The sequence below is a fragment of the Paenibacillus amylolyticus genome, from assembly GCF_003719335.1.
Classification (GTDB): Bacteria; Bacillota; Bacilli; order Paenibacillales; family Paenibacillaceae; genus Paenibacillus; species Paenibacillus amylolyticus_D.
In genome coordinates this window covers 258,557-273,689 of record NZ_RIAS01000006.1, presented here as the reverse complement: position 1 = coordinate 273,689, position 15,133 = coordinate 258,557, and the positions used below count along the sequence as shown (strand labels likewise).

Sequence of the window (15,133 nt, the reverse complement as noted above, 5' to 3'; positions counted from 1 at the left end):
ATTAGTTATGGACAAATATTTTAGGACAGGGAAAGGGGAAGATTGATTTTGTTAATGGTGAAGATGAGGAGTATTCAACGTGGAGTCATGACGCTGATAGGAGTTGTTCTGATCATTTTACTTTCAGCTTGTTCGAGTACTTCGGGAGCAGACGGCACTGGTAAAGTGCAGGTCACGGCAACAACAGGCATGATTGCGGATATAGCGCGAGAGGTGGGCGGAGCATATGTTGAGGTTACCGGGTTGATGGGACCAGGAGTAGACCCGCATCTGTATAAGGCATCCCAAGGCGATATTCGCAAACTGGAGCAAGCCAAGGTCATCTTCTATAACGGCCTTCATCTGGAAGGGAAAATGACCAATATTCTGGAGAAAATGTCTAAAAGCAAACAGGTTACCGCAGTTGCCGAAAAAATCCCGGTAGAGGAACTGCATTCCGGTCAAGCAACAGGCGGAACAGAGTATGATCCGCATGTATGGTTTAACGTCAAGCATTGGATGCATGCAACCGAAGCTGTGCGTGACACGCTGGTGGAAGCAGATCCGGATCATGCGGAACAGTATAAGACGCAGGCAGCAGCATATCTGGAGAAGCTGGAAGCGCTGGATACGGAAGTGCGGGAGAAAATAGAGCAGATCCCTGAGGAAAGCCGAGTGCTGGTCACAGCACATGATGCATTTGGTTACTTTGGTCAAGCCTATGGCATTAAAGTGATGGGGCTTCAAGGCATCAGTACGGCAGCAGAATATGGCGCCAAAGATGTAAGTGAACTAAGAGATTTTCTCGTGGAAAATCAAATCAAAGCCGTATTTATCGAATCGAGTGTACCTGCGAAAGCGATGGAGGCCATCATAGCTGGTGCGGCTGAGAAGGGGCATACGGTGGCCATTGGCGGTGAACTGTTCTCCGATGCGATGGGAGCCGAGGGGACGGAAGAAGGCACCTATATTGGAATGGTACGGCACAATGTGGAAACGATAGCGGCGGCTTTGAAATAATAAATCATCTGAAGAGAGGAGAGCTAAGATGAATGATATTAATGCAATGAAACAATCAGTCGTGAATAGAGAAAACGATCAGTTTGGACAAGAACAAGCAACGGTCTCTTCGCCTCTTCGTGTAAGGAATCTGGCCGTGGCTTATCACAAAAAGCCGGTGCTCAGCAATGTATCCTTTGATGTACCCGAAGGGCAGCTCATCGGCATTCTTGGACCGAACGGTGCAGGCAAATCAACGTTGATCAAAGCGGTTCTGGGGCTTGTTCCGAAAATGCACGGTGACATTGAGATCTTTGGACGATCTTATCGTGAAACAAGGCGGCGTATCGGTTATGTGCCACAGCGAGAGTCTGTAGATTGGGACTTTCCGACACATGCGCTGGATGTGGTCATGATGGGACGCTACGGACATCTGGGCTGGTTCCGACGACCGGGGAAAAAGGAAAAAGACCTGGCGGCTCATTGCCTGGAGCAAGTCGGTATGGGGGATTACATGTATCGGCAGATCAGCCAGTTGTCTGGTGGACAGCAGCAGCGCGTATTTCTGGCCAGAGCACTGGTACAGGATGCTGACTTGTATTTCATGGATGAGCCTTTTGCAGGAGTGGACGCCACGACAGAGAAAGCGATCATTTCGCTGTTAGAGCAATTGAAAAAGCAGGGCAAGACTGTGCTTGTTGTTCACCATGACCTGGCAACGGTAGAGGAATACTTCGATCATGTACTGCTACTCAATGGACGTTTGGTTGCCGCTGGGCCAACAAGAGAAGTATTCGTACCTGATTTATTACAGGAAACCTACGGAGGCCGCATTGCGATGATCGGCAGCCGAGCGGAGAAAGGCCAGGTGTAGTTATGTGGAATGGGGTTGTATCTATATTGTCAGACCCGAACACACGCTGGATTTTGCTCGGTTGTCTGCTGCTCGGATTCAGCAGTGGCATTATCGGCTCATTCACCTTTCTTCGTCGTCAAAGTCTGATGGGCGATACACTAGCACATGCGGCGTTGCCTGGAATCTGTATCGCGTTTATGTTGACGGAAACCAAGTCGATCGGATTGTTCCTGTTCGGAGCGCTCATTGCAGGAATTGTGGCGACCTTCGGTATTTCGTGGATAACCAGGTTTTCACGGATTAAGCAGGATGCGGCAATGGGCATTGTTCTGACGGTATTTTTCGGTATCGGTGTCGTGATGCTGACACGTATTCAACACAGCGCTAGCGGAAGCCAAAGCGGCCTTGACAAGTACCTGTTCGGGCAAGCCGCATCGATGGTGCTCACCGATGTGTATGTGATGGGAGGGGTATGTTTTGTATTACTGATTGCATGCCTTGTCTGGTTCAAGGAATTCAAGCTCGTGAGCTTTGACCCGGGTTTTGCAAGAGGCATGGGGTTGCCCGTCGGGGTGCTGGAGCAATTGATTCTGTTGCTAACGGTTATAGCTGTTGTCGCCGGAATTCAGGCGGTAGGCGTGGTGCTGGTTGCGGCACTGCTGGTGACCCCAGCGGCAGCGGCAAGGTGCTGGACCGATTCGCTCGCATTGATGGTGCTGCTGGCTGGATTATTTGGCGCTGTAAGCGGTGCCGCAGGAACACTCTTCAGCACATTTGTTCCTAATTTGCCTACTGGACCTGTAACGGTACTTGCGGCTACGGTGCTGTTTGTTGGATCTGCCCTGTTTGCGCCGAGACGTGGACTGCTCGCCCGCAAGCTGCGTAGCGTTCAGGCGAAAGCAGCTTATATGCGTGAAGAGCAAGGCACGCTGCAGGTGCATACTGCACAGCCTCAAACACAGAAGCAGGGGGAGATGTAGATGGCCACATTTTGGATTATTCTAACCGCAATACTCGTCTCCTCTGCTTGCGCCATTCTCGGTTGCTTCCTGATTCTGCGCCGTATGGCTCTGGTCGGAGACGCGATTAGTCACGCCGTGCTGCCGGGTATTGCGATTGCTTTTCTGTGGAGCGGCTCCAGAGACTCTCTGTGGATGCTGCTGGGTGCAACAGTGTTTGGGCTGTTGACGGTGTTTTTCATTCAGACTCTTCAAGCGGGAGGACTATCTTCGGATGCATCTATCGGTATTGTATTTACGGCGCTCTTTGCTGTGGGGGTCATCCTGATCAGTCTGAATGCACAACATATTGATTTGGATCTGGATTGTGTGTTGTTCGGTGAAATTGCCTATGTGCAATGGGATACGTTAACGCTGTGGGGGTTGGACGTAGGGCCTAGAGCGGTGTGGATGCTGGGGATTACGTTACTCATCATTCTCGTTGTTGTCGGATTGTTCTACAAACAGTTCAAATTGTGTGCTTTTGATCCGGCTCTGGCTGCTGCATGCGGTATTCCGGTGGTTTTGTTCCATTATGCGCTCATGGGACTCGTGTCCATGACGTCCGTTGCTTCTTTTGAAAGTGTAGGCTCCATTCTTGTGGTTGGTATGCTGATTGTACCTGCAGCTGCGGCTTATCTGCTCACGGATCAGCTTGGTAAAATGATTTTGTATGCTGTACTGATCGGTGCAGCTTCCTCTGTTGGTGGTTACCTGATGGCATACGCGATGGATGCTTCTATTGCAGGTTGCATGGTGGCTGTGGCTGGCATTCTGTTTGTACTTGCGTTACTCCTGTCACCGAAACATGGCATTGTACTTCGTTACGTACGCCGTAAATATGCCGCACGTTGAACATAAATCCATAAATTTTAGATGACCGTCTGCATAGCAGGCGGTTTTTGGTGTTCCGTGTTTTCAGAAAAATGGGCCGCGCACCTTCAAAGATTCAAATACAGGTTACTTTGTTGCATATGCATGATCTGTGGTAAAATGTCGTTAGCTGTGACGTCCGGGGCGTCTGCGATTTCGCGGATACCGGGCGATCTTGTTGTTTAAGTAGAGAGAGCTTGGAAAAAGTGGATGTGGGAGTATTATTGATGCAAGATGGTTTATAGGAGAGAGAATACTGGAGGAGGATCTACAGCATGAGTGAACTGAAATATAAATTGCTGGCCCTGGATATGGACGGCACGTTGCTGAATGATAATCATGAAATTACACAGGAGACGGCCAAGTGGATACAGATCGCCATTCGTCGAGGGGTGCATGTGTGCTTGTCTACAGGAAGAGCCGTATACCACGCTATGCCCTATGCGGTACAGCTTGGACTGGAAACGCCAATGGTTACAGTCAACGGCAGTGAAGTCTGGAAAGCTCCACATGAGCTTCACCTGCGTCATCTGATGGACCCGGCGTTAATCCGCAAGATGTATGAGATCGGGGAGAAATATAACAGCTGGTACTGGGCATACTCCGTGGAGGAGCTATATAACCGTGATCGCTGGACGGATAACATCGAAGGGTTAGAATGGCTCAAATTTGGATTTACCACCGAGGATGATGAAATTCGTCATCAGATTATGATGGAGTTGCAGGAAATGGGTGGTCTGCAAATGACCAATTCCTCCCCTGTAAACATTGAGGTAAACCCGGAGAACGTCTCCAAAGCTACCGGTGTAGCTGAAGTATGCCAATTGCTTGGCATCGACATGTCCGAAGTGGTTGCTGTGGGCGACAGTCTGAACGATCTGGCTGTCATTGAAGCCGTCGGTCTGGGTGTTGCAATGGGTAATGCACAGGAGCAGGTAAAAGAAGCAGCGGATTTGGTTATAGGAAGTAATAATGAGGATGGCATTGCACATCTGATTCGTGAACATATTTTGAAGGGGGAGTAACCTTTGCTGGCAACCGTTGGCTGGATTTTAATTGTACTGCTGTTTGCAGTAGGTATGGCAGGTACGGTGTATCCGATCTTGCCGGGTGCAATCGCGATTTTCTTCGCGTTTCTGGTCTACGGCTGGTTCTTCAGCTTTGATCCGTTTGGGGTCTGGTTCTGGATTATTCAGATTCTGATCGTGGTGGTACTGTTTGTGGCGGATTATGTGGTGAGTGCTTGGGGAGTCAAAAAGTTCGGCGGCTCCAAGCTATCGACAACGCTGAGTACCATCGGTGTAATCATTGGCCCGTTTGTGATTCCGGCTTTTGGACTTGTCCTGGGGCCATTCATCGGTGCGTTTATCGGAGAGCTGATCGGCGGTTCCTCGCCTTCCAAAGCATCCAAAGTTGGGTTTGGCTCTGTCGTCGGTCTGTTTACCAGCACGGTGATGAAAATTATTTTGCAACTCGTGATGATTGTTCTATTCATTATTTGGGTGGTTCGATTCGCCTAGAATGTCGGGTTAGCTAGCTTAGGGCCGGAGAGGTCCGGTGTGGGGGAAAGAAGGGGAATTCGTTTTGTCTAAGAAGGAAACATTTATTAAAGGTACGCTCATATTGGCGGCTGCCGCATTGATTGCAAGGGTACTCGGTCTGGTGCAGCGTGTGCCGCTGGAGCACATCCTCGGGGATATCGGTAACGCATCGTTCACGATTTCCAATACGGTGTATTTAATGCTGTTAACTGTCGCAACGGCGGGCATACCGAGTACGCTGAGTAAAATGGTGTCGGAACGCTACGCGCTCGGACGCGCTGGGGAAGCGCAGCAGATATACCGTGCAGCCTTAATCTTTGCAGCCGTGGCCGGTGTGGTCATGTCTGTTCTGTTATGGTTCGCAGCACCATTCTATGCCACCCATATTTCCAAAGTACCGGAATCCGTGAGTGCCATCCGGGCGCTTGCTCCGGCCCTGCTGCTCTTCCCGGCGATCGCGATGATGCGTGGTTATTTCCAGGGACGCGGGAATATGACCGCAGGCGGCATTTCGCAGATCGTAGAGCAGTTTGCGCGCGTAGGCGTAGCGATTATTGTGGCTTATGTGATGCTGCAATGGAATTATGATGATCAGACGATTGCAGCCGGGGCATCCTTCGGTGGTGTGTTTGGCAGTATCGGCGCATTTGCGGTGATGCTGTACTTCACATTGAAGCTCCGCAAAAGTGATCGTGCGGCTCAGCTGCATTATGACCGTGCAGAGCAGCTGCCGATGCGCGGTATTTACACCGATATTTTTAAACTTTCAATTCCGATTGTGTTATCTTCACTTGCTGTCCCAGCTATCAACTTTATCGACTCTTCTCTCGTCGTTCCCCTGCTTAGTGGACGGATCGGTCTGGAAGAAGCGACAGGCGTGCTAGCGATTCTTGGTGCCAAAGCCCAGAGTATAGCCGGTATTCCGCCGATTCTCGCTATAGCGCTCAGTCAGTCCCTTGTGCCTGTCATTTCGGCGGCTTTTGCTCGCAAAGATGAGCTGCATCTGAAAAATCAGGTGACGCTGGCATTGCGTATTTCCATTCTGACGGGAATGCCGATTGTGATTACCCTGTGTGCGGCGGCTTATTCGGTAAACGGTTTGCTGTTCACAACTCCAGACGGCACGCCGATTATTGCATTGCTGACGTTCGGTACCATCTTCCAGATTACAATGATGACGACGAACTCCATGCTGCTCGGGGTTGGGAAACCACGAATCACGATGATTAGTGTAGCGGCAGGGATTATCGTGAAGCTGATTGCGAGTCTTATCTTGGCGCCGATCTTCGGTATTTACGGAATCATCATTGCAACAGCGCTATGTTTCCTGGTCATCACATATCTGAATCTGCGTGTACTGCGTAAAATTGTAGATTTCTCGATTATGGGAGATCGCTGGATTGGATTTATTATTACGGTGCTTCTCGCGGCAGCTGTCGGCTTCGCGGCCAATTGGAGTGGAAACCAGATCTTTGGTGCGTTCTTGCCTGCAAGGGTATCCTTCCTGTTAACCTGTATGGTCGTGGGTGTGCTGGTCGTTGTGGTATATCTCGTGCTGATGGTGGTTCTTCGTGTGTTGCGTAAGGACGAGCTAACTAGTTACCCGCGAATTCTGCAAAAAATTCTCCGTCCGCTTATGCGTCTGCAACGCGGCGCTGGACAACGGGGATAACATCCATGCCATTTCACAACGTGAATATTCTACGTTTGTTGCTAGAGTGAAGGACATTCTCCCGACTTGCCTGCGTAGCGTTCACGCATGAATGGATTTCAGCATGAGTATAGGATAATGGGGATTTAGCCCTCATAAATAAAGCGCCGTCTGCTCTTTGTAGCGGACGACGCTTGTTTTTTATCCAAGGGCAGTCTTCCGTTAAGGTGGAAATGGCTTTCAAGGGGGCATGGCTTGATTCTGCAATTTTACTTCCAATTAGTGAGTGATGACCTGTACATCATGAGCGAGTGCTGTTTTTAACATACCATACCGATGCTCGTGACTCATCTCAAACAGCCAAGGTCTGCGTGGCGCAGTGAGGTATCCGAGGCAATCTCGTGTTTCCAGCCAGTCATGTCTTGTAATCGGCTCATAGGGTGCGTCCTCCCAAACGGCGAGTAACTCAGGAGAGTATAAACGCTGACCTTCCGGCAGCCATTCCTCATTCAATAAAGCATCCGTGTACAGGGTATGGTCTGCTGGCCCTTTCTGGTGCTTGGTAAACAGGCCTGGCCAATATTCGGCTCGTGAGCCACCATGAGGTACGGTTCGCGCGAAGGCCAGTACTTGCTGAAGCACTTGCTCTACACCAAATAACAGGGCATACAGCCCTTTGCCGAACTGGATACGTTCATTCAATTTGCCAAAATGCTCAATGACCCGCCCGGCGAGACCGCCTCCTTGTGCAAGAGGGAAAACGATGTGGTTCAGTCCTGCCAGATTGTGCAGATGAAAAGCAGGTTTGGAGAGGACTTCTTTTTGAAAATAAGGATGTTGCACCACACGGCTCTCAATATAGTTCTGCTCATTAATAATTAAGGCCACACTCAGTATGGAACTGCAACGTTCGAGCCAAAATCGCTCCCAGAACGGCGTCATAAACGCTGATACGTGAAAATGAGACAACAGATGGAAGCAGCTTCGTCCAAGCCGCCGGCTGTGGATATACAGCTGCAACTGAGGATAGGCATCCTGAAAAATAAGGGCATTGCACCGCTCCAGCAAGCGATACATATGCTCACGATCCTTCTGATTTTGCAGATTATGCATCAGGTCACTGTGCAGGTCGGTCATATGATATCCGCCGTTGCGGGACACCATATGTGCCAGCAGTGCCCAATGCAGCTCGGGATACTGCTCGTAGCACTCCAGATAAGCAGCGGTTCGAGTCACATTACTGCGATTCTGCTGCTGTGTTAAGGTTTTGATTTCTTCAAGAATGATGCAGTCCTCTTCACACACCAGTGCACGTTCCTGATTGTTGCGTGAAGGAGATGGCTTGCCTGTTGTAGGGATTAACTTCTCTACCTCAGCTTGCAGAGCAGCAGCCGTATCTGCGTTCCAATTCAGGTCACGCAAAGGATGTCTAAGCCTTGCAGATGCGTGCCAGGCGGCTTGTTTACCTCGCCATACTTCCAGGGCAGCTCCGGGAATGGAGCGAATGATCTGTACAATGGAACCTGAATGCTGGTTTTCCGAAGAGTCACTTCTGGTGGAAGTCATGAATGGAACATCCTTTCATGAATATCTGTGTTTGATATGCCAGGACTTGTGGTTATTCTAAGTATGCGCTGAACATTTGACTTCCAATCACCAATTTGCTTCACTTAGAGGGAGACAAGGTACAGAAAGGGAGATGTGACAATGGAACAGATTACATCCAAGCCGGAATTTGATGTGGCGATTCAATCTCCGCGTTTGACAGTGGCTGTGTTTAAGGCAGACTGGTGCGGGGATTGCAAATACATCGATCCGTTTATGCCTGAGGTGGAAACGAAGTATTCACGTGACTTGACCTTGATTGAAGTGGACGTTGATCAAGTGGGCACAGTAAGTCAGGAGCAAAATATTTTGGGTATTCCAAGTTTTGTAGCCTACACGGATGGACGTGAACTGGTACGTTATGTGAACAAGTTGCGCAAGTCGAGAGAAGAGATTGAGCAGTTTTTGGATCGTGCGGTTGAGGTGTATAACACCATTCACAAGTAAGGCTTAGGTGAGCTTTGTTGCGAAGAGACGGAGCTGTGAAGCGACGAAATGTCGGAGTGCCGGAGTGCCTAAACCGTCCCAACTGACAGAACAATCGTTATACTTTAATTTACAGCGTGAAGAACGAATTCTTGCATGTATGCAAGTCTGTAAGGTACTGGAGCACATACAGGAGCATTAAGGGTGAGCAAAGTACCGTAACGCATAGTACCGCAAAGTAACGCAAAGTAACGCAAAGTAACGCAAAGTAACGCATAGTACCGAATAGTACCGCTGGAATAAACTACCCCGTATCTTACCGCACAAACACAGCAGGAATAAATTACCCCAAGACAGGGGAGAATGTAGACCAAGTATGCAAACACAAGGCTGTCGGTTGAGCCGCATTTTGGCTTAGACTGCCTTGTTTTTATTTTGCTTGAGGTGAATAGTTTAAGGCTTAAGATGAAGCGGGGAGATTGCTGCGTCAATGTTGCGGTGCTGGTGATATGCTATATATCAGCTCACGTCCTTTTCACAGACACTGCAAGGTAACTCATGCTCTAACGATCACCAGAAACGTTATTTGTTCGAATTTAACCCATAAAAAAACCTAACGATCACCAGAGACGCTATTCAGAGCTAAAAGGCTTATTTGCAGAATTATTGCTATGTTTCTAAGAAATAAGCTCCCTGGTGATCGTTAGGTTCTGAAAAGCAGCGTTTGCTGCAAAATAAGCTTCGTGGTGATCGTTAGAATCCAAAGTTGGGGTAGTTAATGATTTGAAATTGATGAATGACAAATGAAATTGATGAATGACAAATGAAACTGATAAATTACAAATGAAACTGATAAATTACAAATGAAAATAATAAATAATAAATGAGGAGTGTCAGGCTAACGAGGCTGGTAATGGATTACATAATTAGATTTGAAAATATAAATATAATGACCTGCTGGTCAATTTTTTAACAGACGTTAACATTTTGTCACAAAGCGCGGCGTCAATGATGCTTTTATCCGTTATAATGAATTTAGTTGTGAAATTAGTGTCAAAGTACAAAACAAGTGCTGTAACGAGCATTCTTATGGAAAGAAAGCGTCAGGCAAGGCCATTACATCGTTCAAAGAAACAAAAGAACACGAGTACCAATAATGAATCAGCATGATTATCAAGCGAAGAACTTTCTTCGCCATCTTAAAACAACAGCGGGTGAGAAAAAATTGAAGCACTTAACATTGTTTAAATGGTTAACCGTATTAACCTGTCTCGTCATGTTCCTGGCTACCTTCGGCGGCGGGATCGTAACTAAAACAGAATCAGGCCTTGGCTGTGGAACAGAATGGCCTTTATGTAACGGAAAGCTTGTGCCGGCTCACACGGTTGCCTCCCTGATTGAGTACTCCCACCGTGCTGTCAGTGCACTGGCAGGACTACTGTCGATCGCATCCTTTGTTGCCTTCTTACGCTTTGGCAAGCAGCGTCGTGATTTGCAATTATTCTCCTTTCTAACCCTTTTATTTGTTATTATTCAGGGAATTATGGGTGCTTTTGCCGTTGTGTTCTCGCAATCTTCCGCGGTCATGGCGCTACACTTTGGGTTTGCACTCATTGCTTTTGCCAGCTCATTGATGATGGCTCTCGGGATCAGGCAGGAGGCGAGATATGGCGGTTTGGAACGTTTGAACCAGTATCCGCGCGTTAGTAAGGGGTTCCGCAACCTGGTTTGGTTTTCAACGATCTATACGTATCTGGTAGTGTATACAGGGGCATTTGTAAGCCACACGAATTCAGCCGGCGGTTGTTCCGGATTCCCGCTCTGTAACGGGCAGATTGTGCCTGAACTCTCTGGCGGTGTAGCTGTGGCCTTTGCCCATCGTCTGGCAGCTGTGTCACTCGTGATCGTGATTGCGATCTTGGGACACTTTGCTTATCGTAAACACCCGGATAACCGTGAATTGCGGACACTCGGTGTGTTATCCGTCGTTTTGATTTTGTTGCAAGTGGTTATCGGTATGTTCATGATGTGGACGATCAATCGCCCAGAAGTTTACATGTTTGTGGCGCTGGCACATATGTTGGATATCGCTATACTGTTTGGTGTCTTGACCTATATGAGCTTCCTCGTGTACAAGCTGCACCGTCCGGTGAACCGTTTCTAAACAGCTTATGAATTTGGTATTTACAAAGAAAGTTTAGTGCATTGTCCTGCAAGCTGCACTGGACCATGTTGGAAAGTCCACCATCCGGTGATGTAGATCATTGGAGAGGTGGACTTTTGTTTGATGTTAGGGGTAGCAGGGCAACCTAAATCAAGTTGTCTTGATTAACGGAATGACACATAGGCTTGATTCATCTTCAGCTGTTCAACAGCTGTGAAAACATATCTATTTTGCATCATCAGTGGAAAGAGGAGGCCTTCTATGCTACGTACGTTACTGGGGGAAAAGCCACGAGTGAATCAAGGGAAGCTGAAGGAAGCCATGGATACCATGGCGTTTACACTGGAGTCTTTTGAAAAACAAATGTATGTGGATCATGATCCAAACCATGATTATCGGAAGTTGTATATATGGACGCAGGGACTAATCTCTTCGTTGGATGAACTGGAGCAGAGTTATTTTGCCGCCGCACATTTTCGTAAAAAAGTAGTTGCAGGCTCGACACGCGATATGAGTTCTGATGAGAAAGCCGAGTACGCCCGGTACGTTTATTTTTATAAAGATGCCTTTATTCGGTGTTTCGCGATACTGGACAAATTAGGTACGGTTTTGAATGAAATTTTCCAACTAAATACATCCAAAACAAAAGTGCATTTCTCCTATTATACCGTTCTGAGGCAATTCGAATATTATCGGGATCATCATGAGTTGGCACAACAATTAATTAAAATCAAGGAAGCGTACCGAGAACCGATGAGCAAATTGCGGAAGCGGCGTAATATGGAGATTCATTACATGAATTCGGAAATGCAGGATGATTTGTGGCAGTTACATCAGACGCTGCGTGGCAAAGTGAAGCTGGAGGATCTGGATCAGCATCTTCTGGAGATGCAACAGGGTGTGGATATGGTCTGTGAAACACTGCATATGGCCTATCGATACATCAATCGAATCTGGCGTAAACAGATTTTGAAACGCTAGCCGTATCAATGATTTTTAAATAATACCATTTGACAAATCGGAATACTTTGATTATACTGAGTTCCAGATCGAAACTTACATGGGATCGTGTCTTTAATACAGCATTTGATGCAGTTCGGCCATTATACATGATGAACTACATGAAACTATATAATCCTACAACTTTATATTTCTCTTATCGAGAGTGGCGGAGGGACAGGCCCGATGAAGCCCGGCAACCGATCAACGATGATGGCATAAATGTTTTCATTGTTGATGTTAGGTGCTAATTCCTACAGAATCATGTTGCACATGATTTTGGCAGATGAGAAGGTCATTTCACGTGAAGAGCCATCTTTGTATCTGCAAAGGGCTCTTTTTTTGCGTAAAACGGGGAGTTTTCCCTTCCTTCGGGTAAAGATATATGTAGGTGATGGGGAAGGAGCAGTACTATTGATTGAACTGGTTGGATTAACCAAAACATATGGCAGACGTGCCAAAACAACGACAGCGTTGGCGAACCTTAATCTGACTATTCAGAAGGGTGAAATTTTCGGCGTGATTGGTCACTCGGGTGCAGGGAAAAGTACATTGATTCGATGTATTAATTTACTTGAGCGCCCAACGGAGGGTGAGGTATGGGTTGATGGTATTAACCTCACCGAACTTAGCAAAAGCGAACTACAGCAGCAACGACGCAAGATTGGTATGATATTTCAGCATTTCAATCTGCTATCTTCGGCAACGGTGTATGACAATGTTGCTTTCCCGTTAAAACTGGTGAATACACCTAAAGACGCGATTGATCGCAAAGTGAAGGAAATGCTTGATCTGGTTGGGTTGGAGCAGCATAGTAACAAATATCCGGCACAGCTGTCTGGCGGACAGAAGCAGCGGGTAGGGATAGCGAGAGCTCTGGCAAGTGATCCGAGTGTTCTTCTATGTGATGAGGCAACCTCGGCGCTTGATCCGCAAACCACCAATTCGATTCTGAAGCTATTGTTGGATATTAACGAAAAGTATAATCTGACCATTGTGCTGATTACCCACGAGATGCATGTCATTCAGAACATCTGTGATCGGGTTGCCGTTATTCATCAAGGTGGCATTGTGGAACAAGGGCCAGTGACGGAAGTATTCATGAAACCGCAGCATGCGATCACACGGGATTTTGTCTCACGGGACAGCGAAGGTGGACTGGCACTGGAGGAAACGGTTATGGCGAACGCCGGAACGGAGTTGGCAGCAGGTGTTTCTTCCAAGTTGGTGAAGGTTTCATTTCTTGGAAATAAAACCTATGAAGCGATTCTGTCGAGAACGGTTCGCAAAACAGGTGTGGATTTCGCCATTCTGCAAGGTACGATCTCTACAATCAAACAGGTTCCTTATGGTCAACTGACGGTGCGTTTTGAAGGTGACTCCGCTGCGATCGAGCAGACCTTGTCTGAACTAACCGCAGAAGGACTTGATGTGGAGGTGCTCCGATAATGGATTTTTCCAAAGTACGCTGGGAAGAGGTTGGTACAGCTTCGATTGAAACATTACAAATTTTAGCTGCATCCGGTTTGTTTACTGTTCTCTTGGGTTTGCCGCTTGGTGTCATTCTGTTTATGACAGGCCGCTCGGCATCATCTGGTTCAAAAATAACTTATATCATATTATCTATTATTGTTAATATTTTACGTTCGGTACCTTTCATCATCTTAATTGTTGCTCTTATTCCGTTTACACGCACGCTGGTGGGTACAGCTACAGGTGTGCTTGGTGTCATTCCACCGCTTGTGATCTCGGCAGCTCCGTATTTTGCACGTCTTGTTGAAAATACATTGCGTGAAGTCGATCGCGGTGTTATTGAAGCGGCACAGGCAATGGGAGCATCCACAGGACAGATTGTTAGAAGGGTGTTGTTACCTGAGGCTTTACCTGGCTTGCTTGCCGGAATTACGATTACCATTGTGACGTTGGTCTCTTATACGGCCATGGCGGGTATGGTTGGTGGTGGAGGTCTGGGTACACTGGCAATTAACTATGGATACTACCGATATCAGAATGAGATCATGATTATTTCTGTTGTATCCATGATTATTTTGGTTCAGCTTCTGCAGATGATTGGCGATCGTCTGGTCATTTATTTCACCCGGAAATAATAGATAGATGGAAAAATAAAAATGTGAAGGGGTTTTACAGATGAAAAAGTGGTCTATTATTCTACTCAGCTTGATGATGATTGCCGTGCTCGCAGCTTGTGGCAACAATAAGAAGTCCGACAGTGGTGCGGATAACGCAGCAGGCGCTCCACGTACTGTTGAATTGAAAGTCGGCGCTTCACCTACACCACATGCAGAAATTCTGGAGAGCATCAAACCCGAATTGGAAGCGCAAGGCATTCGTTTGCAAGTGGTGACGTTTAACGACTACGTACAGCCTAACCAACAGCTGGCAGATGGCAAACTGGATGCAAACTTCTTCCAGCATCAGCCTTACCTTGATACAGAGAACAAAGAGCGCGGTTTTAACCTCGTTGCTGTGACTCCAGTTCACGTTGAACCTTTTGGCGGTTACTCCAAAAAAATTAAATCGTTGGATGAGCTGAAAGATGGCGCTAAAGTTGCTATCCCGAACGACCCATCTAATGGTGGACGTGCCCTCTTGTTGCTCGCGAAAAAAGGTCTGATTACACTTAAAGACAACACAAACATCGCCTCCACTAAACAGGATATTACCGCAAATCCGAAAAACCTGGAGATCATCGAACTGGATGCAGCCATGATGCCTCGTCAATTAGACGAAGCCGATCTGGTATTTATCAATGCAAACTATGCCCTGGAAGCAAACCTCAATCCAGCAAAAGATGCGTTGTTGATCGAAGATCTGCAAGGCAATCCATATGCGAACATTCTCGTGTCCCGTGAAGATAACAAAGATGCAGATGCGATCAAAAAACTGGCAGAAGCTCTTCATTCCGAAACGGTGAAAAAATTCATCAAAGAACGTTACCAAGGTGCAGTTGAACCTGCATTTTAAGGTACTCTAAGAGATCAGCGTAGGTATTGCTGATTTGTATTACAACAAAGGCCGCGG

General features: G+C 47.3%; 14 protein-coding genes and 1 riboswitch. Of the genes, 13 read left to right on the top strand and 1 reads right to left on the bottom strand.

Annotation, left to right across the window (positions count from 1 at the left end; all coding sequences use genetic code 11):
- The first annotated feature begins 54 nt into the window (after positions 1–54).
- The 7 genes from EC604_RS13820 to EC604_RS13790 all read left to right on the top strand — a co-directional run bounded on the left by EC604_RS13820 (position 55) and on the right by EC604_RS13790 (position 6,918).
- Positions 55–999: a metal ABC transporter solute-binding protein, Zn/Mn family gene (locus tag EC604_RS13820; protein ID WP_123064774.1), complete on the top strand. Its 945-nt coding sequence runs from the start codon at positions 55–57 to the stop codon at positions 997–999.
- 46 nt (positions 1,000–1,045) lie between these two features.
- Positions 1,046–1,852, top strand: coding sequence for a metal ABC transporter ATP-binding protein (locus EC604_RS13815; RefSeq protein ID WP_240036882.1), 807 nt, complete (start codon positions 1,046–1,048; stop codon positions 1,850–1,852).
- 2 nt (positions 1,853–1,854) lie between these two features.
- Entirely contained in the window at positions 1,855–2,814 is a 960-nt protein-coding gene (locus tag EC604_RS13810; RefSeq protein ID WP_123064711.1) for a metal ABC transporter permease, read from the top strand.
- Entirely contained in the window at positions 2,815–3,687 is an 873-nt protein-coding gene (locus tag EC604_RS13805; RefSeq protein WP_123064710.1) for a metal ABC transporter permease, read from the top strand.
- A gap of 293 nt (positions 3,688–3,980) precedes the next feature.
- The gene (locus EC604_RS13800) at positions 3,981–4,730 is read left to right on the top strand and encodes a Cof-type HAD-IIB family hydrolase (RefSeq protein WP_123064709.1); all 750 of its coding nucleotides are present in this window, start codon (positions 3,981–3,983) and stop codon (positions 4,728–4,730) included.
- A gap of 6 nt (positions 4,731–4,736) precedes the next feature.
- The gene (locus EC604_RS13795) at positions 4,737–5,225 is read left to right on the top strand and encodes a DUF456 domain-containing protein (RefSeq protein WP_123064772.1); all 489 of its coding nucleotides are present in this window, start codon (positions 4,737–4,739) and stop codon (positions 5,223–5,225) included.
- Between the two features lie 64 nt (positions 5,226–5,289).
- Positions 5,290–6,918 (top strand): putative polysaccharide biosynthesis protein, encoded by a 1,629-nt coding sequence (locus EC604_RS13790; RefSeq protein ID WP_123064771.1) that lies wholly within the window; start codon positions 5,290–5,292, stop codon positions 6,916–6,918.
- A gap of 258 nt (positions 6,919–7,176) precedes the next feature.
- Here EC604_RS13790 and EC604_RS13785 read toward each other — a convergent pair whose 3' ends face one another.
- Positions 7,177–8,463, bottom strand: a complete 1,287-nt coding sequence (locus EC604_RS13785; RefSeq protein ID WP_123064708.1) for a DUF2515 family protein — start codon at positions 8,461–8,463, stop codon at positions 7,177–7,179.
- A 141-nt stretch (positions 8,464–8,604) separates the two neighbouring features.
- Here EC604_RS13785 and EC604_RS13780 point away from each other — a divergent pair, with 141 nt between their 5' ends.
- The 6 genes from EC604_RS13780 (at position 8,605) to EC604_RS13755 (ending at position 15,076) form a co-directional block, all read left to right on the top strand.
- Positions 8,605–8,949 (top strand): thioredoxin family protein, encoded by a 345-nt coding sequence (locus EC604_RS13780; RefSeq protein WP_090919572.1) that lies wholly within the window; start codon positions 8,605–8,607, stop codon positions 8,947–8,949.
- A 1,255-nt stretch (positions 8,950–10,204) separates the two neighbouring features.
- Positions 10,205–11,092: a COX15/CtaA family protein gene (locus EC604_RS13775; protein ID WP_240036880.1), complete on the top strand. Its 888-nt coding sequence runs from the start codon at positions 10,205–10,207 to the stop codon at positions 11,090–11,092.
- A 261-nt stretch (positions 11,093–11,353) separates the two neighbouring features.
- Positions 11,354–12,073 carry a Cthe_2314 family HEPN domain-containing protein gene (locus EC604_RS13770; RefSeq protein WP_123064707.1) on the top strand — a complete coding sequence of 240 codons (720 nt, stop codon included), beginning with the start codon at positions 11,354–11,356 and terminating at the stop codon, positions 12,071–12,073.
- Positions 12,074–12,245: 172 nt separating this feature from the next.
- Positions 12,246–12,384, top strand: a riboswitch (SAM riboswitch).
- Positions 12,385–12,505: 121 nt separating this feature from the next.
- Entirely contained in the window at positions 12,506–13,540 is a 1,035-nt protein-coding gene (locus tag EC604_RS13765) for a methionine ABC transporter ATP-binding protein (RefSeq protein WP_123064769.1), read from the top strand.
- Complete coding sequence (locus EC604_RS13760) at positions 13,540–14,199, top strand: methionine ABC transporter permease (protein WP_123064706.1); 660 nt, start codon at positions 13,540–13,542, stop codon at positions 14,197–14,199. Before EC604_RS13765 ends, EC604_RS13760 begins: the two co-directional genes overlap by 1 nt.
- 40 nt (positions 14,200–14,239) lie before the next feature.
- Positions 14,240–15,076, top strand: coding sequence for a MetQ/NlpA family ABC transporter substrate-binding protein (locus EC604_RS13755; protein WP_123064705.1), 837 nt, complete (start codon positions 14,240–14,242; stop codon positions 15,074–15,076).
- Positions 15,077–15,133: the final 57 nt, after the last annotated feature.

Bases quoted from the DNA above. Each gene is read 5' to 3' on its own strand.
- EC604_RS13820 (WP_123064774.1), top strand. From the start codon at position 55: ATGGTGAAGATGAGGAGTATTCAACGTGGAGTCATGACGCTGATAGGA.
- EC604_RS13815 (WP_240036882.1), top strand. From the start codon at position 1,046: ATGAAACAATCAGTCGTGAATAGAGAAAACGATCAGTTTGGACAAGAA.
- EC604_RS13810 (WP_123064711.1), top strand. From the start codon at position 1,855: ATGTGGAATGGGGTTGTATCTATATTGTCAGACCCGAACACACGCTGG.
- EC604_RS13805 (WP_123064710.1), top strand. From the start codon at position 2,815: ATGGCCACATTTTGGATTATTCTAACCGCAATACTCGTCTCCTCTGCT.
- EC604_RS13800 (WP_123064709.1), top strand. From the start codon at position 3,981: ATGAGTGAACTGAAATATAAATTGCTGGCCCTGGATATGGACGGCACG.
- EC604_RS13785 (WP_123064708.1), bottom strand. From the start codon at position 8,463: ATGACTTCCACCAGAAGTGACTCTTCGGAAAACCAGCATTCAGGTTCC.
- EC604_RS13780 (WP_090919572.1), top strand. From the start codon at position 8,605: ATGGAACAGATTACATCCAAGCCGGAATTTGATGTGGCGATTCAATCT.
- EC604_RS13775 (WP_240036880.1), top strand. From the start codon at position 10,205: ATGTTCCTGGCTACCTTCGGCGGCGGGATCGTAACTAAAACAGAATCA.
- EC604_RS13770 (WP_123064707.1), top strand. From the start codon at position 11,354: ATGCTACGTACGTTACTGGGGGAAAAGCCACGAGTGAATCAAGGGAAG.
- EC604_RS13760 (WP_123064706.1), top strand. From the start codon at position 13,540: ATGGATTTTTCCAAAGTACGCTGGGAAGAGGTTGGTACAGCTTCGATT.
- EC604_RS13755 (WP_123064705.1), top strand. From the start codon at position 14,240: ATGAAAAAGTGGTCTATTATTCTACTCAGCTTGATGATGATTGCCGTG.